This window comes from Streptomyces sp. TAA486, assembly GCF_000426165.1.
In genome coordinates, this window is sequence record NZ_AUEV01000002.1 from 397,478 (window position 1) to 414,680 (window position 17,203).

Below are 17,203 nucleotides of genomic sequence, written 5' to 3' on the forward strand. Positions count from 1 at the left end.
GGGAGAAGGCGTGGCGCCGCGGGGTGACGAGGTGACGTGTCCGCCCGAGTGTGGCGGTGCGAGATTGACGCGGAGTGAACTGACGCCCTGTGGACGTGACGTCCCGTCCGGCCGTGTTTCTGGTCCCGCCGGTGGTCAGGTGCCCGAGGAACCGCCGGAGCCGCCGCGCTGGGCGCTGCGGGCCACCTCACGCAGCCAGGCCGGGCGGTCGGCGATCTCCAGCAGCAGGAGCAGCCGCGTCAACGGGGCGTCCCAGTCGCAGTGTTCGAGCTCCGCGATGGCGGCCTGGGCGTCCAGCGGCCCGGCCGAGGCGGGACGTTCGAATCCGTATGAGGTCACCAGGACTCCAGAGTGAGGGACAGATGAGCCGAACTGCGGTGAAGCCGGGGCACGTTCACCGTTTCCAGTGCCGCTGCGTGAGCCATTCTCCCCACACGTACTTACCGCTGCAAGTACATCTGCAATTACAGATGCAAGAACGCCGCGCTGTGAGACAGTACGGTCCAACACCCCCCGTACAGCTGTCAGATGGAAGTGACAGAGAGGCCATTCATGCAGATCGACAACGGAATCGAGGCGACCCGTCTCGAGGGCGTCACGTGGCGGAAGAGCGCGCGCAGCAACCCCAACGGCAACTGCGTCGAGCTCGCCGACCTGCCGGGCGGTCACGTCGCCGTGCGCAACTCGCGCCATCCTTCGGGCCCCGCGCTGATCTACACGCCCGCCGAGATGGCGGCGTTCGTACAGGGCGCCAAGGACGGCGACTTCGACGACCTGCTGACCGTGGGCAGCTGACCCGGAAGCCGGCCGGAGCACACAGCGGGGGGCGCGTGACCCCCGGCCGTATGCGGCACCTGACGGTGTGGCACATGGCCGGGGTATGTGCAAGCAGCATGACTGTACGGGCCGTTGACCGAGTGGGACACTGGGCGCTCGGCTCGTCACTCACGGGAGCAGGGAACACCTGATGTCAGCAGAGCAGGGAACCGATTCGTCGGTCAGGCGGATCCTGGACCATCCCCGCGGTGGGCCGACGATTCTGCGCATCGTGCTCGGCACACAGCTGCGGAGGCTCCGCGAGGGATGCGGCATCACCCGTGAGCAGGCAGGAGACGCGATCCGCGGATCCCATGCCAAGATCAGCCGCCTCGAACTGGGCAGGGTGGGCTGCAAGGAGCGGGATGTCGCCGACCTGCTCTCGCTCTACGGCATCACGAACCCGGAGGAGCGCGAGGAGTACCTGGTGCTCGCGCGGCACGCCAACACCCCTGGCTGGTGGCAGAAGTACAGCGACGTGATGTCGCCGTGGTTCGACAGGCTCATCGGCCTGGAGGAAGCGGCATCAGTCATCCGCATGTACGAAGTGCAGTTCGTCCCCGGACTGTTGCAGACGGAGGACTATTCCCGTGCCGTCATGAGGCTGGGGCATCCGCGCGCGTCGACGGAGGAGATCGAGCGCCGCGTTGAGCTCCGCCAGGACCGGCAGGACATCCTCACCCGGCCTCACAGCCCCAAGCTCTGGGCCGTCGTCGACGAAGCGGCCCTGCAGCGCCCGCTCGGCGGGGCATCGGTGATGCGCGAGCAGACCAAGCGGCTGCTGTGGGCAACGGAACAGCCCAACATCACTGTGCAGATCGCGCCGTTCGCGATCGGGGGCCTCGCCGCGGCCGGCGGGCCCGTGACGATATTGCGCTTCCAGGAGCCGGACCTGCCGGACATCGTCTATCTGGAACAGCTCACCTCCTCGCTGTACTTGGAGAAGCGCGAAGAGGTGGAGAACTACATGGTGGTGATGGACCGCCTGTGCGCCACCGCCGAACCGCCGTCCATGACGGTCGAGTTCCTGGAGCGGCTGCTGAGCCGCTTCGAGCGCCAGTCGAGCTAGCGGAAGGCCCGTTCGGCACGGCCGAACGGGCCGTGGTGTGTGGCGGAGCCGACCGGGTGGTGGCGGCCCCGCCTCGCCGTCAGGGCTTGCGGGCCACGCCGCCGAACTCGTACCACTCGTCGGTGAGTTGCTTCGGCCCGAGCTCCGAGTCGGGCCGCCAGTCGTTGATCTCCCCGAGGCCCGGCTCCAGGACCTCCAGCCCGTCGAAGTAGCGCTCGACCTCGTGGGCCTGACGCACCCTGCCCCAGCGGTCGCCGGTGGCTTTCGCCATGAAGTCCGTGACGAAGTCGCGGGTGGCCTTGTCCTCGCTCACCAGCTGGTTGATCACGAGGAAGCTGCCCGAGGGCAGACGATCGACGATCCCGCGCAGTACAGCCGCGGGATCGGAGGAGTCGGGGATGCAGTGCATCACGGAGACGAAGAGGGCGCCCACGGGCTGCGAGGGGTCTATCAGCCGGCCCACCTCGGGGTGCCCGAAGATCTTCTCCGTGTCCCGCAGATCCGCCTGGATGACGGCGGTGTTGGTGTTCTCCTCCAGCAGCGCCCGCCCGTGCGCCAGCACGATCGGATCGTTGTCGACGTAGACGACCCGCGACTGCGGATCGATGCGCTGGGCGACCTGGTGCACGTTGTCCTGCGTGGGCAGGCCTGACCCGTGGTCGAGGAACTGCCGTACGCCGTAATCCTCGGCGAGGACGCGTACTGCGCGCTGGAGGAAGCGGCGGTTGTTGACGGCCAGCGGCCGCGTACTCGGTACTACCTTGTCGAGCTCCTCGACGGCTTGACGGTCGACTTCGTAGTTGTCCTTCCCGCCGAGGTAGTAGTCGTACATACGCGCCACACTGGGAGTTGTGACGTCCACTCCCTGACCTGCCGCGACTTCGTCTTCCCGCATGCGTGCCTCACCGTCCCGCCGTGCACGCGTCCCGTTGCGTACACGTTCCGTTACGGCGAAGCATTGCACGACGATGTGGCGCAGAGCACCGCAACTGCCCAGTAGGGAACGGAAATTCGCAAGAAGTGCGACTGCTGCTGCGGCCGGGACGCGAGTGACGGGAGTGACCGGCGGTCACAGTCCCGGGAGAGGCAGCTCCGCCCATACGACGCGCCCGGAGTCCGAGTCCTCCGAGCGCACTCCCCATGTCTCCGCGACGGCGTTCACGAGCTGCAACCCGCGACCGTTCACGTCCTCCGCGGTTGCCTGACGGGGGGTCACCGCATCGCATCCGACGCCTTCGTCGCACACCTCTATGCGCAGCCGCTGCTCCTGCACCTGGAGTCTGCAGCGGACGCGGCAGCTGTCGGTGTGCACCACGGCGTTGGTGAAGAACTCCGAGACGACGAGCTGCGCCGTACGGCCCAGTTCCTCCGGCAGCCCCCAGCTGCGCACCTGGCCACGCACCATCTCCCGGGCGTCCGCCACGGCCGTCGCGTGCGCGGGCAGCTCGAATCCCCCACGACGCACGAGCGCCCCGACCGGTTCGGACGGGGAGAGCGGTATGACGGGGCGGGACGGGGCCACGGTGGGTTAACGCCTTCCGACTACCTGCTGGGGAGGGACAGGGCCCGGAGGCAGCACCATGCGGGGCATGAGCTGTATCACGTACATCACTATGGCCGTGCCCGTCACAGTTGGCAAGAGTCGTTCTGCGAATTGCAGAACCGGAGAGACAGAGTGGTCCATGCACTGATCGCGTGGCACACTTCTAGCGCAGCAAGTCCGGTGGAAGGGAGGCGTCTTGGCTGACGGCCGTACCGCACCGACCGTGGGCCAGATGGTCCTCGGAATGCGGCTGCGGGACCTGCGCGAAGCCGCCGGATGCTCTTTCGCCGAGGCGGCCGCGGCCCTGAGCGTGAACACCACGACGGTCCGCCGCATGGAGAAGGCCGAGGTCGGCCTCAAGCCGCCATACGTGGAGAAACTTCTCAAAACGTACGGCATCCCCGAGAACGAGATCACCGCCTTCCTCGAGCTGGTGGACGAAGCCAATCAGCCCGGCTGGTGGCAGGGATTCCGCGACGTACTGCCGCCGTGGTTCAGCCTCTATGTCAGCCTCGAGGGCGAGGCGAGCCTGATCCGGGCGTACGAGCCGCACTGCGTGCACGGGCTGCTCCAGACGGAGGACTACGCACGGGCTCTGCTGCGCACCGGGTTCCCCAACGCCGCGGACGAGGAGCTGGACCGCCGGGTCGCCCTGCGCATGGAGCGGCAGGAGCTGCTGCGGCGTGCCGACGCCCCGCGGCTGTGGATCCTGCTGGAGGAACAGGTCGTCCGACGGCACGTCGGCACTCCGCAGGTGATGCGCGCCCAGATCGACCGGCTCATCGAGTGCGCCGCCTTGCCTCACGTCACCGTGCAGGTCATCCCGTTCGCCTCGGGAGCGCACCCCGCCATGTTCGGGCCCTTCCAGCTCTTCCGGTTCGAGATCCCCGAACTGCCCGACATCGTCTACGCCGAGAGTCTCAGCGGCGCCGTCTACTACGACGAACGCCACGACACAGCCGTCTACCTGGAGGCACTGGACCGAATGGGTGCGCAGGCCGCACCGGCACAACGCACCGAGGCTCTCCTCGGTGAGATCCGCAAGGAGTTCTGACTGCATGGGCCGCGATTCGACACAGCACATCTACAACGGCATGCCCTCCCGGGAGCTGGGCTCCGAGGGCTGGCACAAGCCGTGGAGCGGCCCGAACGGCGGAAACTGCCTGGAGGTCATGAAGCTCGGGGACGGCCGCATCGCGCTGCGGCAGTCCAACGACCCGGACGGGCCGGCGCTGATATACGACCCCGCCGAGATCGACACCTTCATACGCGGCACGAAACGCGGTGAGGCCGACTTCCTGCTCACCCACGGATGACCACGACCGCCCAGTACGGAAACGGAGACACCGTTGACTGGAGTGACGAGAACGCCGGGACGGACGGGAGCGGTGCGGTCCGCGGGAGTCTCCCGCGGCGGCAGCACCAGTGGCCGGGCCGTGCCCGCGCAGGAGCCCGGCAGAGCGCACCCGGCCCGCATGTACGACTACTACCTGGGCGGCCGTGACCACTCGGACGCCGATGTGCGGGCAGCGGAGGCCGTGGCCACCGCGCTGCCGGCGGTGCGCACCGCGGCACGCGCCAACCGGGACTTCATGGTCCGGGCGACCCGCTGGCTGGCGGCCGAGCGCGGCGTCAGGCAGTTCCTGGACATAGGGTCCGGCATCCCCACAGAGCCCAACCTGCACCAGGTCGCCCAGGGCGTCGCCCCCGAGGCGAAGGTCGTCTACAGCGACAACGATCCCCTCGTACTCAAGCACGCCCGGGAGATGCTCCACGGCGACGAGGAGGGCAGCACCGCCTATGTGCACGCGGATGTCACGGACCCGGAGAGCATCCTCGACGCCCCGGGCCTGAGCGACACCATCGACCTGGGCCGCCCCGTGGGCCTCTCCCTCAACGCCGTCCTCCACTTCGTGGCCGACGAGCAGCATCCGTACGACATCGTCCGCACCCTGCTTGGCGCGCTGCCCGCCGGCAGCCATCTCGTCCTCACGCACACCACCGCCGACTTCCTCGACGCCGCCGGCGCGCAGCGGGCCGAGACGGTGCTGGAGACGTACGCGAGCAACGGCTGCCCGCTGCGACCCCGTACGCGCACGGAGGTGACCCGCTTCTTCGACGGCCTGGAGATGGCCGGCCCCGGGCTCGTACTCCCCCACCGCTGGCGCCCGGACCGGGACACTCCCGCGCACCTCCCCGCCGAAGAGGTGCCGAGCTACGCCGGGGTCGCCCGCAAGCCCTGATCGCGAGTACCGCGGTAAGGGGGCCGTTGACACGGGACGTCGCCGGGACGCACGATAAGCAAGCGCTTAGGTATGCACCCGTACGCCGTCGACCGTGATCGGATCACGCCCCATGGCCACTTCGTCGCTCCTGCTCTCCCGCCGGGACCTGGACTTCCTCCTCCACCAGTGGCTCGACACCGAGGAGTTGACCAGGCGCCCCCGTTTCGCCGAGCACTCCCGCGAGACCTTCGACGCGGTGCTCGACCTCAGCGAGCAGATCGCGACGCGCCACTTCGCGCCGCACAACAAGAAGAACGATCAAGAGGAGCCCCGCTTCGACGGCGAGCGCGTCCACACCCTGCCCGAGGCGAAGGAGGCGCTGGACGCCTTCACCAAGGCCGACCTGCTGGCCGCCCCCATGGACGAGGAACTGGGCGGCATGCAGCTGCCCCAGCTGGTCACGACGGCCTGCTTCAGCTGGTTCCAGGCGGCGAACGTCGGCACGTCCGCCTACGTCTTCCTGACACTCGGCAACGCCAGACTCCTGTGCGAGCACGGCTCCCGCCAGCAGATCGACACCTATGTACGGCCCATGCTCGCCGGCCGCTTCTTCGGCACCATGTGCCTCTCCGAGCCGCAGGCGGGCTCGTCCCTGGCCGACGTCACCACCCGGGCCGAACCCCAACCCGACGGCACCTACCGGCTGTTCGGCAGCAAGATGTGGATCTCGGCGGGCGACCACGAGCTGTCGGAGAACATCGTCCACCTTGTCCTCGCCCGCATCCCCGGAGCGCCCCCGGGCGTCAAGGGACTCTCGCTGTTCATCGTGCCCAAGTACCTCGTCGGCGAGGACGGCTCCCTCGGCGAGCGCAACGACGTCGTGACGGCCGGGCTCAACCACAAGATGGGCTACAGGGGTACGACCAACACACTGCTCAACTTCGGTGAGGGCGCGCACACTCCGGGCGGGGCTCCGGGCGCGGCCGCGTACATCGTGGGCCTGCCGCACTGCGGGCTCACGTACATGTTCCACATGATGAACGGCGCCCGCATCGGCGTCGGCGCCGGCGCGATGGCCCTGGGCTACACCGGCTATCTGAAGTCGCTCGAGTACGCACGGGAACGCCCGCAGGGCCGGCCCGTCGCAGCCAAGGACGCCTCCGCGCCGCAGGTCCCGATCATCCAACACGCCGACGTGCGGCGGATGTTGCTCGCCCAGAAGTCGTACGTCGAGGGCGCCCTCGCCCTGCTGCTCTACTGTTCGCGGCTCGTCGACGAGCAGCAGACGGCCGAGCAGGAGGAGGAGCGCGCACACGCGCGCCTGCTCCTGGACGTACTCACCCCGATCGCCAAGAGCTGGCCCTCGCAGTGGTGCCTGGAGGCCAACAACCTCGCCATCCAGGTGCACGGTGGCTACGGCTACACCCGTGAGTACGACGTGGAGCAGCACTACCGCGACAACCGCCTCAACCCCATCCACGAGGGGACGCACGGCATCCAGGCCCTCGACCTGCTCGGCCGCAAGGCCGTCATGGACGGCGGCGCCGGCCTCATCGCGCTCGGCGAGACCATCGGCAAGACGGTCGAACGGGCGCTGGCGACCGACGGCGAGGCAGCCGAACTGGGCGCCGCGCTGCGGGAGTCGTGGGAGCGGGTCTCCAAGGTCACCGCGCGGCTGTGGGGCACCGGCGATCCGTCGGTGGCCCTCGCGAACGCCTCCGCCTACCTGGAGGCGGTGGGCCACACCGTCGTGGCGTGGATATGGCTGGGCCAGTTCCTGGCCACGGCCGGACACGACGACGCCTTCCACCGGGGCAAGCGGCAGGCGGCGCGCTACTTCTTCCGTCATGAACTGCCCCGCACGGGACCGCAGTTCGACCTGCTGGAATCGCTCGACACCACGACGCTGGACGCCGAGCCGGACTGGTTCTAGTAGTGCGGCCGGCAGATCGTGATCTTGAAACGCGAGATCACGATCTGCCGCCGGGAACCAGGTCGCGCTGATACCAGGTTCCGGGCTTCCCGCCGAGGTCGGCCGGGTCCGCCGGGCCGACCGGGACGAACCCGGCCTTGGTCAGCACCCTCCGGGACGCGGCATTCCCGTTGGAGGTGGCCGCCGTGAGTGTGTGCAGCCCGTACCGCCCCGCCGCCAGCCGGCACAGCTCCCGGACGGTCGCGGTCGCCACACCGTGGCCGGTGACGTGTTGGGCGACCCGGTAGCCGAGTTCCGCCGTGCCGTCCTCGATGTCGACCAGGTTGAACCTGCCGAGTACCGAGCCGTCCTCGGCGACGAGCACATGGAAGGCGCAGATGCCCGCCTCCTGCTCGGCCAGCCGGGCGCTGTACCGGTCCGTGAAGTGGTCGAAGAAGTCGTCGCCGCGGTCGGGGATTGAGGCAGCGAAGTAGGCACGGTTCGCCAGCTCGAACGCCAGGACCGCCGGACCATGGTCGGCATGCAGCCGCCTCAGCTCGGGCACCGCCCAACCCTACGCAGACGGCCCGTCGGGCTCATCTGGGTTTGCGCCGGCTCGGACAGCCCCGGGGCCAGGGCAGATGAAGATCCACGGCCGGAACACCAGGGAGGGTTCAGTTCGCCGCCGCACCTCGCAGTTCCAGGCAGAGGATCCCGCACGGTCTGGCCTTCGGACGACGAAAGCCTTCGGGACCTCGTTCCCGGCTTCGTGTGCATACGTGACCGTGGACCCGTCCGACACGTCGACGAAGGCAGCACGTTCGGCATGCGCGAGCGCCGATTCGCCCAACGCGGCTTCGTGGATGGGCCGGTCGGCAGGCGGGACGTCGGCGAACTCGCTGCGGAATATCAATGCGCTCTGCCGGGACGGTTGACGGTGGCGGGCGGCCTCGCCGCTGTGGCACGGGACAGCCCGCGGATCGTCGGTCGGGCGTCACGCTTCCATGACAAGTGAAAGTAGGGCAGGGGGACTTGGGCCCGCACGGCTGACTCGCCAGGAGGCAGGAACTGCGACCTCTCGGGAGCGAGGACCCGCACGCTCCGTACCCCTCCGGAGACCTCCGAGGGGGTCCGGGAATCCGGACACGGACACGGCGTGGGCCCGGTCTGCCGACCGGGCCCACGCCTGAACTGCCCCTGCCTCAGCTCTTGTTGTGCTGTGTCCGCCCGTCACAGTCGAGTTCGTCGCCGCGTACCGGGGCGCCCTCGACGCTGCTGCGGTCGTAGACGACGTCGGCCACGTCGGTGCCCTCCGTGCCGGGCCGTACCGTGAAGACGTCCGAGTGCTTCGTGCCCTTCACCTGCTGGGCGCGCATCACCGCACCGGGCATAGCCGCCGAGACCGTGCTCGCCTTGCGCTGCCAGTAGACGTCGTAGGTGATCTCCGTACGGCCGCCGCGCGGGCCGGCGGCGGAAGCCCGCCGCGGGTTCATGACCTTGAAGCCGTTGTCCCGCAGATCCTGCTCGATGCGCGCGGCTGTCTCCCCGCTTCCCTCCACCCGGACGGTGACCTCCTCCGGCTTGTACGGGACGGGCGTGGCACCTGGCGCCGGGCCGGTGACGGTGCTGCCCGTGATGGGCCGGTCAGCACGCAGATCGGCGAAAAGGGCGCGTGCGCGCGGACCGTCCCATCTGAGGGTGGAGCCCCACACGGGTGCCCGGTGGTCGAAGTCGAGGATCGGAACGGTCGCGAACTCCGTGCGCTTCGCCGTCAGGCCGTGCAGATCGCGTGCGAGCCGTGCGAGACGTCCCGTCGTGAAGCCCTTGTCCCAGCGGACCGAGCCGCGCAACGCGGCGGCGGCACGCAGCACTTCGAGCGGTTGCGCGGCCGTGCGGTCGCCGGTGAGCGTGCGCAGCAGCTCACCGACCACGTGCTGCTGACGCCGTGCCCTGCCGAGGTCGCCGGGCGGGTCGACGTGACGTGCGCGTACGAACCTCAGTGCCTTGTTCCCGTTCAGGACGTGGGTGCCCTGCGCGAGTTTCAGGCCGCTGTTCTTGTCCTCCATCGGCTTGGCGGAGCACACCTTCACGCCCTTGAGCCGGTTCACGGTCTTCTCGAACCCGCGGAAGTCGGTCTCGGCGTAGTGGTCGATCCGGACCCCGGTGCTCTGCTCCACGGTGCGGATGGTGAGCGCCGGGCCGCCGTGGGCGTAGGCACTGTTGATCTTGCCGAGGTGGCGGGTGGTGCGATCGGTGATCTTGCCGAAGCCCTTTCCATGGTCGCGGTGTGCCGCGAAGCGCACGTAGGAGTCGCGGGGAATGCTCACGACGCTGACGCGGTCGCGGTCGGCGGAGATGTGAAGCAGCATCATCACGTCCGTGCAGTCGCACTGCTCGCCGTTCACGTGCAGCCGGTTCCTCGTCTTCTTGGAGAGCCCCTCACGTCTGTCGAGGCCGGCGAGAAGGATGGTCATGCCGGGGCCCCGGGCGGGGCGGCCGGACTCCGGGAGCTTGTCGAAGGCGTTGCTCACGCGCTCCGAACCCCCGGGCGGGGCAGGGGCGTTCGTCGCGGCCGTACTCGCGTCCAGTGCGGCGCCGCAGGTTAGGGCGGCGCAGACGGCGCAGGCCAGAGCGAGCATCCGGCGAGAGCGTGGCGACCGGGCGGGGCGGTGGAGAGGGGACATGAGTCTGTGCACCTCCGCGGAATGGGGGATTCCGCATGCTAGGCACGGCCCGTGCCCGGACCTCCGGCGCTACGTCGTGCTCACCCGTACGGCTCACCCGGTCAGATGAACGCCAGCGCCTCCCGCCCGGTCATCCCGGTCACTCGGACGCCGAATCCCCTCCCGGCCCCCGACCCGCACCGCTCACGTCACGTCGTCGCGCCGCTCCAGCGGTCTGGTGGCGGGACCCTGGATGACGCGCCCCTCGGTGTCGAAGCGCGAGCCGTGGCAGGGGCACTCCCACGCACCCTCGGCATCGTTGAACCGCACGAGGCAGCCCAGGTGCGTGCATCGCGGCGAGAGGGCGCGCACCTCGCCCTCGGGCGTGCGATGCACCGCGCAACGACGGCCCCGCACCCGGACGATGGCGCCCGTACCCGGAGCGATCTCGTCCACGGAGTCGACGTACGACGAACGCAGCCGGTCACCGACGAAGCGGCCCGCGACCGCCGTCTGGAGGCGCAGCATCGCGGGCGCCTCACGGGGACTCAGACGGCGCGGCTCGTACAACTTCGCCCAGGGCGGCAGTGGTTCACCCGTGATGTACGCGGCAAGAAGCTGCCCGGAGAGCACCCCGCCGGACATGCCCCAGCCGCCGAAGCCGGTGGCCACCCAGGTGTGCTGCGCAGCCGGGTGGAAGGCCCCGATATAGGGGACGCGGTCCGTGGTGTCGTTGTCCTGGGTCGCCCATCGGTGCACGAGCCGTGCGTCGGGGAAGCGCTCGTACGTCCATGCCGCGAGCCGCTCGTAGCCCGCCGCCACCGAGCCCTGCCCGCCCGTTCCAGGGGTGAACTTCTCGCCCGTGACGATCAGCAGCCGCTTCCCCTTGCCGAACGGATAGGGAGCGGTGCGCACCGAGCGCGTGCCCCGCTCCGGCGTGAGATAGGCGCCCTGCGGGTCCTGTCCGGCGGGCAGCAGCGCGGAGACGACGAGTTCCCGGCGCGGCTCCAGCCGGGAGAACATCAACGCACGGTCGAAGACGGGGTAGTGAGTGGCCACCACGACGTCCCGCGCGACGACCTCGGCGTCGTTCTCGGTCACCACACGGCACGGATCGCCCTGATCCAGGCGCATGACACGGGTGCGTTCGTAAATGCGTCCGCCGCGTCTGAGCAGGTCCTCGGCGAGCGCGAGAAGGTACTTGCGCGGATGGAACTGGGCCTGGTCCTCGACCCGTACGGCCGCGCACACCGGAAAGGGAAGCCCGGTCTCCGTGACGAGGGAGGCGGGCAGCCCGGCCTCGCGGGCCGCCTCCGCCTCGGCCCGTATCTCTTCCGCGTGGTGCTCGGACTCGACAAAGGTGTAGGCCGGGACCCGCTCCAGGTCGCAGCCGATCCCCAACTCCCCTGCCACGGCCTCGAGATGGTCGATGGCCTGCTGCTGGGAGGAGGCGTAGAGGCGGGCATCGTCCGCGCCCCGCTTCTCGCGCAGATGCGAGTAGACGAGACCGTGCAGGGCCGAGACCTTGCCGGTCGTGTGTCCCGTGACCCCGGCGGCGATGCGGTCGGCCTCGAGGACGGCGACGCTCCGGCCTGCCCGCGCCAGCTCCCACGCGACGGACAGGCCGGCGACACCGCCGCCGACGACCGCGACGTCCACTTCCGTCACGCTCCCGGCCGGAAGCGGCGGATGGGCGGAGGCCCCGGCCGACAGCATCCAGTAGGACTCGTAACCGACGGGCAGTGTGGTCACCGCTGCTCCTCATGGTCGCCCACGGCTCACCGGCTCCTCCGGCTCGTCCGGGTTCGTGCTGCTCGCTCGCTCGTGACACGCACCGGTGTTCATCGCCGCACGCGCGTCAGGCGGGACACCCCCGTGGCTCCCCGTGATCGTTGTCGAGGTGTTCGACCCTGCTGTGATTCCCGGCACCGCACGTGTCACGCGTGACAGCCGGGTTTCGCACCGCGGCCAGGTGTCCGGGGACGGCGCCGCGGGTACCCGGCCGCCTCCGACGGAGGTGATGACGAATGAAGGCAGTCGTCTGGCAGGGAAAGCGGGATGTGCAGGTCACCGACGTGACCGACCCCGCGGTGCAGCAGCCGACCGACGCGGTCGTCCGGATCACGTCGACCGGACTGTGCGGCTCGGACCTGCATCTCTACGAGGTGCTCACACCGCTGATGACACCGGGCGACATCCTCGGGCACGAACCGATGGGCGTCGTCGAGGAGGTCGGCAGCGAGGTGACGCACCTGAAGCCCGGCGACCGCGTGGTGGTGCCGTTCCAGATATCGTGCGGCTCCTGCTTCATGTGCGACCAGGGTCTTCAGACCCAGTGCGAGACCACGCAGATCCGTGAGCACGGCATGGGTGCGCCGCTGTACGGCTACACGAAGCTCTACGGCTCCGTACCCGGCGCACAGGCCGAGTATCTGCGCGTACCGCAGGCCCAGTACGGGCCCATCAAGGTCCCCGAGGGGCCCCACGACGACCGCTTCCTGTTCCTCTCCGACGTTCTGCCGACCGCCTGGCAGGCGGTGGAGTACGCCGACGTGCCCAAGGACGGCACCCTGGCCGTCATCGGGCTCGGCCCGATCGGCGACATGGCGTGCCGGATCGCGCTGCACCGCGGGGCCCGTCAGGTGATCGGCATCGACCTCGTTCCCGAGCGGCTGGCGCGGGCGCGTGCCCGCGGCGCACAGGTCCTCGACGTCACCGAGCACGATGAAATCGGCGCCGCCGTACGGGAGATGACAGGCGGCCGCGGCACGGACGCCGTCATCGACGCCGTCGGCATGGAGGCGCACGGCAACATCGCCGGCAAGGTGGCGCAGACCGTGGGCGGCATGCTTCCCGGGAAGCTGGCGGAGAAGGCCGTCGCCAAGGCCGGGGTGGACCGGCTCTCCGCCTTCCAGGGCGCGATCGACATTGTGCGCCGCGGCGGGACGATCTCGCTCTCCGGCCTGTACGGCGGCGCCGCGGACCCTCTGCCGATGATGACCCTCTTCGACAAGCAGATCCAGCTGCGCATGGGACAGGCGAACGTCAAGCGCTGGGTGCCGGACATCCTGCCGCTGCTCACGGACGAGGACGTCCTCGGGGTCGACGACTTCGCCACCCATCACCTGCCGCTCGCGCAGGCACCAGAGGCCTACGAGATGTTCCAGAAGAAGGCCGACGGCGCCGTGAAGGTCGTCATGCGGCCGTGAGCGCGAATCTGCGGCGGGCGTACATACGGCCCCGGTGGCCCGGAAGGGCTGCCGGGGCCGTTCTCGTCGCCGGCGTCACCTCGTGACGTGCAGGATGTCCAGCACCTCGTCGTCGGTCATCTGCGGAAAACTCGCGTACCAGAAGCCGACCGAGCCGAAGGCCGGCGGCACGTACGCGCAGACGATCTCGTCGGCGTCCCCTGCCAGCTGCTCCGTCGCCTCCCGCGAGCACACGGGGGCGGCGAGAACCGTCCGTACGGGACCTGCCTCCCGTACGGCGCGCAGCGCGGCCCGGGCGGTCGAGCCCGTGGCGACGCCGTCGTCGACGAGGACGGCCGAGCGGCCCGCGAGCTCCAGGGGACCACGGCCGCGCCGGTAGGCCTTCTCACGCCGCTTGAGCTCGGCCTGCTCGCGCTCGGCGGTGTGTGCCAGATCGTGCTCGCTCAGCCTCAACTGCCCCAATAGAGCGTGGTCGTAGACGGGAGGAGCGTCACCCGCCACCGCTCCCACGCCCAGCTCCGGCTGGAAGGGAGCGCCGATCTTGCGGGCGACGACGACGTCCAGGGGCGCACCCAGCGCTCGGGCGATCTCATCGGCGACGGGCAGGCCGCCGCGCGGCAGCGCCAGCACGACGGGGTCCGGCAGCCGTCCTTCGTGCTGCTGCCGGGTCAGCTTCTCGGCGAGCGCCTTCCCTGCCTCCCGGCGGTCACTGAACTGCATGACGGCCTCCTCCCTCCATGCAGGGAGCTGTGCTGGTCGCGGTACCCGCCTTCGGTGGAACTACACAGTCCCTTGCCGCGGAAGTTCCCCTTCCGGCACCGGAATTCCATCGAATCCGCTCCCGTGAGCGTGCCCTCAGGACTACGGTGTGTGTCTGCGGGGATCGTCATTTGCCATATGCCGGGAGGGGCTCCGCCATGGGCGTACAAGCAGTGCCGACGCCTGCTGTACATGTGCGTGAACTGCTGGCGCGGGCCCGGAATCCTTTCGACGTCTCCGACGCCGTGCTGGCCCGCGTCGAGAACGCCCTGCTGTGCCATGTGGAGCTGCACGGCTGGCGGCAGCGCAAGGCGCCGGCGCCCAGTCTGCGGTGCACCAGCCACCGGCACGTCTTCCTGCTGCCCGACGGGGACCTCCTCTCGCTGTGGGAGCTCAGCTACGACAGCGACGACGGCAGCACCGCGGGTGGCCGCGTTCTGCACGAGGTGTACGAGAGCGAGGAGGCACTGGTCCGCTCGGAGCGGCGCGTGCACGAGGCGCACAGGTCCGCGGCGCACGGTCCGCGCGGCAGGCGGGGCAGCCGCGAGGTACCTGTCGAGCTCCTGCTGACGGCGGACCATCCCTTCGGCCGGCGTACGTACAGCGAGACCGACTCCCCCGACCACGCCCGACGGCTGCTGCGCCGTGCGGAGAACGCGGACCGTCCCGGTGAGGCCGTCGTCCGGCTGCTCGAGACGGCCCGCGGCCACGAGATCCTGCCCGTGCCGAGGCCGCAGGTGCTGGCCCACGAGCGGCACGTGTGGTGCACGGTCTACGAGCACGCGTTCCTGCTGGCCAACGGCTCCGAGATCAGCCTGTACGAGGTCGAGCACGACCTGTCCGGCACGGGCGCACTGGTCTGCGAGGTCTACCTGGAAGAGGGCTTCGCCGACCGTGCCGTGAACCGTCTGGTGCGCGACCGCGGCTTCGGTTCCTGAACGTCTGAGCGCCGGGCCTGTCCGGGGACGGCACAACTGTGTGTCTCTGTGCGACTTGTCGTGACCCCTTGTGACTTTCCGGGCGCCGAACGTATCGTGGGCGCGCTCCGTTACCTCACTGACGCTCCGTAACTCCCATGACGGGGTGCCCACTTGACCCGGAGGTCCCGCCATGGCCGCTCGCGGACGTCACCGCCGCAACCGCACCGGCACGCTCTCCCGCACGTCGCTCAAGGTCACCGCGGGAGGTGCCGGCGTCGCGTTACCCCTGATCGGGGCGCAGCTCGTGCATGCCGCTCCGGACGACACCTGGCAGAAGGTCGCCGCGTGCGAGAGCGGCGGGAACTGGGAAATCAACACGGGCAACGGGTACTTCGGCGGGCTCCAGTTCTCACAGAGCACCTGGGAGGCGTACGGCGGCACCGCCCACGCGGCCCGTGCGGACCTGGCGACGAAGGGCCAGCAGATCGCCGTGGCCGAGAAGGTGCTCTTGGGTCAGGGCCCCGAGGCGTGGCCCAACTGCGGGCCGCGGGCGGGACTTTCACGCGGAGGCGTACGGGCTCTCGCGGAACGGGCGGCGACGGGCGAGCGCCAGGCGGAGAGCGGGAAGCACAAGCCGGAGACGGACGAGGCGGAGCGGACCGAACGGGCGGAGCGGGCCGAGAGAGCCGAACGGGCAAGAGCGGACCGCTCGAAGAAGGCGACGACGTACGAGGTCGTGGGCGGTGACAGCCTCTCCGCCATCGCGGAGAAGCACGAGGTGAAGGGCGGCTGGCCCGGCCTGTACGAGCGCAACCGCAAGACCGTCGGCGGCGACCCGAATCTCATCCTCCCCGGCCAGCAGCTGCACCTGGACGGCACCCACCGTACGGGCAAGCCTCAGGCGAAGCCGTCACAACCGGACCAGTCCGACGCCGCCAAGGGCTCGCAGCGCTCCGGCCAGTCCGCGAAGAAGGCGCACGGCGACGCCAAGGCCGGTGCGAAGGCGGAGACGAAGCAGAAGGCAGGCACGAAGCAAAAGGCCGACGCGAAGGCGGGGGCCGAGCAGAAGGCGGCGGCACCGGCACGGAAGCCCGCGTCCACAGCCGCGTCCGCGCCGGTCAGCGGATTCGCCCCGAGCACGGCGTACCGGGCGTCAGGCAGCAGCTGGTCGTCCGGCCACCACACGGGCGTCGACTTCCCCGTCCCGACCGGGACCACGGTGAAGGCGGTCTCCGCCGCGAAGGTCGTCTCGGCGGGCTGGGCGGACGCATACGGCTACGAGGTGGTCCTGCGGCACCGCGACGGCAGGTACAGCCAGTACGGGCACCTATCGGCGATCTCCGTACGGGCGGGCCAGACCGTCACCCCCGGACAGCGTCTGGGCCGCTCCGGCTCCACGGGCAACTCCACGGGCCCGCACCTGCACTTCGAGATCCGCACGGGCCCGGGATTCGGCACGGACATCGACCCGCTCGGCTATCTGCGAGGGCGCGGCGTGCGCCTGTGACGGCAGCGTCTGCGGCTTCGGTCGCAGATCTTCGTCAGAAGGACGTCGCCTCGGGCCCTCGTGGCCGGCCGCTCGTCACTGGTCCTCATCGGTGTCCAGGTCGACCTGCTCCGGTCCGGCGGGGCGGTCCGGCCGCTGGTCCATGCCCTCCGCGGCCTCCTCGATGTCCTGGAGGTCCAGGCCGAGTTCACGCTCGTCGTCCTCGGCGACGTGCATCGCCGTCTCCTCGCCCGACAGTCCCTGCCCCGGTGACGCGGTCGAGAAGGTGTCCTGGTTGGCGCTCCGCCACGACAGCGGATCGTCGCTGAGCTGACCGGCCGGTGCGTCAGGGAGTTCCTCGGCGCCCTCGTCGCCGACGTCGGGCTCCTCCTCGGCCAGGCGCTCGTCCAGGGACTCGCCCGCGACCTGTTCGTTGAAGGTCGTCCCGTAGCTCTCGACAGCCACGGGCTCGTCTCCCGGAACAGGCGCCTGCTGGGGGTCGCTCGCCAGTGCCGACTCGGGCGACGCATCGTCCTGAACGTCGGGGATGCCCTCGTCCTCCGGCTCCGCGCCGGGGTCGTGGCCCTCGTCCTCTGTCATG

At 69.8% G+C, this 17,203-nt stretch carries 17 protein-coding genes; 9 read left to right on the forward strand and 8 right to left on the reverse strand.

All coding sequences use genetic code 11. From position 1 onward, the window contains the following. Window positions 1-135: 135 nt before the first annotated feature. Window positions 136-339 (reverse strand): hypothetical protein, encoded by a 204-nt coding sequence (locus I004_RS32455; RefSeq protein ID WP_037975058.1) that lies wholly within the window; start codon window positions 337-339, stop codon window positions 136-138. A gap of 213 nt (window positions 340-552) precedes the next feature. On the opposite strand from I004_RS32455, the gene I004_RS0105715 reads away from it, so the two are divergent. Both I004_RS0105715 and I004_RS0105720 read left to right on the forward strand, forming a co-directional pair. Beyond that, window positions 553-795: a DUF397 domain-containing protein gene (locus I004_RS0105715; protein WP_199779332.1), complete on the forward strand. Its 243-nt coding sequence runs from the start codon at window positions 553-555 to the stop codon at window positions 793-795. A gap of 172 nt (window positions 796-967) precedes the next feature. Continuing rightward, window positions 968-1,885, forward strand: a complete 918-nt coding sequence (locus tag I004_RS0105720; RefSeq protein ID WP_028434685.1) for a Scr1 family TA system antitoxin-like transcriptional regulator — start codon at window positions 968-970, stop codon at window positions 1,883-1,885. Window positions 1,886-1,964: 79 nt separating this feature from the next. Here the strand turns inward: I004_RS0105720 and I004_RS0105725 are convergent, their stop codons facing one another. Next, entirely contained in the window at window positions 1,965-2,780 is an 816-nt protein-coding gene (locus tag I004_RS0105725) for an SAM-dependent methyltransferase (protein ID WP_028434686.1), read from the reverse strand. Between the two features lie 174 nt (window positions 2,781-2,954). Further along, window positions 2,955-3,407 (reverse strand): ATP-binding protein, encoded by a 453-nt coding sequence (locus I004_RS0105730; protein WP_028434687.1) that lies wholly within the window; start codon window positions 3,405-3,407, stop codon window positions 2,955-2,957. Window positions 3,408-3,624: 217 nt separating this feature from the next. Between I004_RS0105730 and I004_RS0105735 the strand changes: the two genes are divergently transcribed. The 4 genes from I004_RS0105735 to I004_RS0105750 all read left to right on the forward strand — a co-directional run bounded on the left by I004_RS0105735 (window position 3,625) and on the right by I004_RS0105750 (window position 7,586). Then, complete coding sequence (locus tag I004_RS0105735) at window positions 3,625-4,482, forward strand: Scr1 family TA system antitoxin-like transcriptional regulator (RefSeq protein WP_028434688.1); 858 nt, start codon at window positions 3,625-3,627, stop codon at window positions 4,480-4,482. A gap of 4 nt (window positions 4,483-4,486) precedes the next feature. After that, window positions 4,487-4,744: a DUF397 domain-containing protein gene (locus I004_RS0105740; protein WP_028434689.1), complete on the forward strand. Its 258-nt coding sequence runs from the start codon at window positions 4,487-4,489 to the stop codon at window positions 4,742-4,744. A 120-nt stretch (window positions 4,745-4,864) separates the two neighbouring features. Then, complete coding sequence (locus I004_RS0105745) at window positions 4,865-5,671, forward strand: SAM-dependent methyltransferase (protein WP_028434690.1); 807 nt, start codon at window positions 4,865-4,867, stop codon at window positions 5,669-5,671. A gap of 112 nt (window positions 5,672-5,783) precedes the next feature. Continuing rightward, window positions 5,784-7,586 carry an acyl-CoA dehydrogenase gene (locus I004_RS0105750; protein WP_028434691.1) on the forward strand — a complete coding sequence of 601 codons (1,803 nt, stop codon included), beginning with the start codon at window positions 5,784-5,786 and terminating at the stop codon, window positions 7,584-7,586. A gap of 37 nt (window positions 7,587-7,623) precedes the next feature. Here the strand turns inward: I004_RS0105750 and I004_RS0105755 are convergent, their stop codons facing one another. The 3 genes from I004_RS0105755 to I004_RS0105770 all read right to left on the reverse strand — a co-directional run bounded on the left by I004_RS0105755 (window position 7,624) and on the right by I004_RS0105770 (window position 11,980). Further along, window positions 7,624-8,130, reverse strand: a complete 507-nt coding sequence (locus tag I004_RS0105755; protein WP_028434692.1) for a GNAT family N-acetyltransferase — start codon at window positions 8,128-8,130, stop codon at window positions 7,624-7,626. A 637-nt stretch (window positions 8,131-8,767) separates the two neighbouring features. Further along, window positions 8,768-10,096 (reverse strand): LCP family protein, encoded by a 1,329-nt coding sequence (locus tag I004_RS32460; protein WP_051344738.1) that lies wholly within the window; start codon window positions 10,094-10,096, stop codon window positions 8,768-8,770. A gap of 336 nt (window positions 10,097-10,432) precedes the next feature. Next, window positions 10,433-11,980, reverse strand: a complete 1,548-nt coding sequence (locus tag I004_RS0105770; RefSeq protein WP_028434694.1) for an FAD-dependent oxidoreductase — start codon at window positions 11,978-11,980, stop codon at window positions 10,433-10,435. A 275-nt stretch (window positions 11,981-12,255) separates the two neighbouring features. Between I004_RS0105770 and I004_RS0105775 the strand changes: the two genes are divergently transcribed. Beyond that, window positions 12,256-13,437, forward strand: coding sequence for an alcohol dehydrogenase catalytic domain-containing protein (locus I004_RS0105775; RefSeq protein ID WP_028434695.1), 1,182 nt, complete (start codon window positions 12,256-12,258; stop codon window positions 13,435-13,437). Between the two features lie 75 nt (window positions 13,438-13,512). Here the strand turns inward: I004_RS0105775 and I004_RS0105780 are convergent, their stop codons facing one another. Next, window positions 13,513-14,157 carry a phosphoribosyltransferase family protein gene (locus tag I004_RS0105780; protein WP_028434696.1) on the reverse strand — a complete coding sequence of 215 codons (645 nt, stop codon included), beginning with the start codon at window positions 14,155-14,157 and terminating at the stop codon, window positions 13,513-13,515. 197 nt (window positions 14,158-14,354) lie between these two features. Here I004_RS0105780 and I004_RS0105785 point away from each other — a divergent pair, with 197 nt between their 5' ends. Beyond that, window positions 14,355-15,134, forward strand: a complete 780-nt coding sequence (locus I004_RS0105785) for a DUF6227 family protein (protein ID WP_028434697.1) — start codon at window positions 14,355-14,357, stop codon at window positions 15,132-15,134. 172 nt (window positions 15,135-15,306) lie between these two features. Then, on the forward strand, window positions 15,307-16,623 hold the full coding sequence (locus I004_RS0105790) for a transglycosylase family protein (protein ID WP_028434698.1): 1,317 nt from the start codon (window positions 15,307-15,309) through the stop codon (window positions 16,621-16,623). 75 nt (window positions 16,624-16,698) lie between these two features. Here I004_RS0105790 and I004_RS32465 read toward each other — a convergent pair whose 3' ends face one another. After that, window positions 16,699-17,202: a midas domain-containing protein gene (locus I004_RS32465; RefSeq protein ID WP_199779333.1), complete on the reverse strand. Its 504-nt coding sequence runs from the start codon at window positions 17,200-17,202 to the stop codon at window positions 16,699-16,701. Window position 17,203 lies beyond the last annotated feature (1 nt).

Bases quoted from the DNA above. Each gene is read 5' to 3' on its own strand.
- I004_RS0105715 (WP_199779332.1), top strand. From the start codon at position 553: ATGCAGATCGACAACGGAATCGAGGCGACCCGTCTCGAGGGCGTCACG.
- I004_RS0105720 (WP_028434685.1), top strand. From the start codon at position 968: ATGTCAGCAGAGCAGGGAACCGATTCGTCGGTCAGGCGGATCCTGGAC.
- I004_RS0105725 (WP_028434686.1), bottom strand. From the start codon at position 2,780: ATGCGGGAAGACGAAGTCGCGGCAGGTCAGGGAGTGGACGTCACAACT.
- I004_RS0105740 (WP_028434689.1), top strand. From the start codon at position 4,487: ATGGGCCGCGATTCGACACAGCACATCTACAACGGCATGCCCTCCCGG.
- I004_RS0105750 (WP_028434691.1), top strand. From the start codon at position 5,784: ATGGCCACTTCGTCGCTCCTGCTCTCCCGCCGGGACCTGGACTTCCTC.
- I004_RS0105775 (WP_028434695.1), top strand. From the start codon at position 12,256: ATGAAGGCAGTCGTCTGGCAGGGAAAGCGGGATGTGCAGGTCACCGAC.
- I004_RS0105780 (WP_028434696.1), bottom strand. From the start codon at position 14,157: ATGCAGTTCAGTGACCGCCGGGAGGCAGGGAAGGCGCTCGCCGAGAAG.
- I004_RS0105785 (WP_028434697.1), top strand. From the start codon at position 14,355: ATGGGCGTACAAGCAGTGCCGACGCCTGCTGTACATGTGCGTGAACTG.
- I004_RS0105790 (WP_028434698.1), top strand. From the start codon at position 15,307: ATGGCCGCTCGCGGACGTCACCGCCGCAACCGCACCGGCACGCTCTCC.
- I004_RS32465 (WP_199779333.1), bottom strand. From the start codon at position 17,202: ATGACAGAGGACGAGGGCCACGACCCCGGCGCGGAGCCGGAGGACGAG.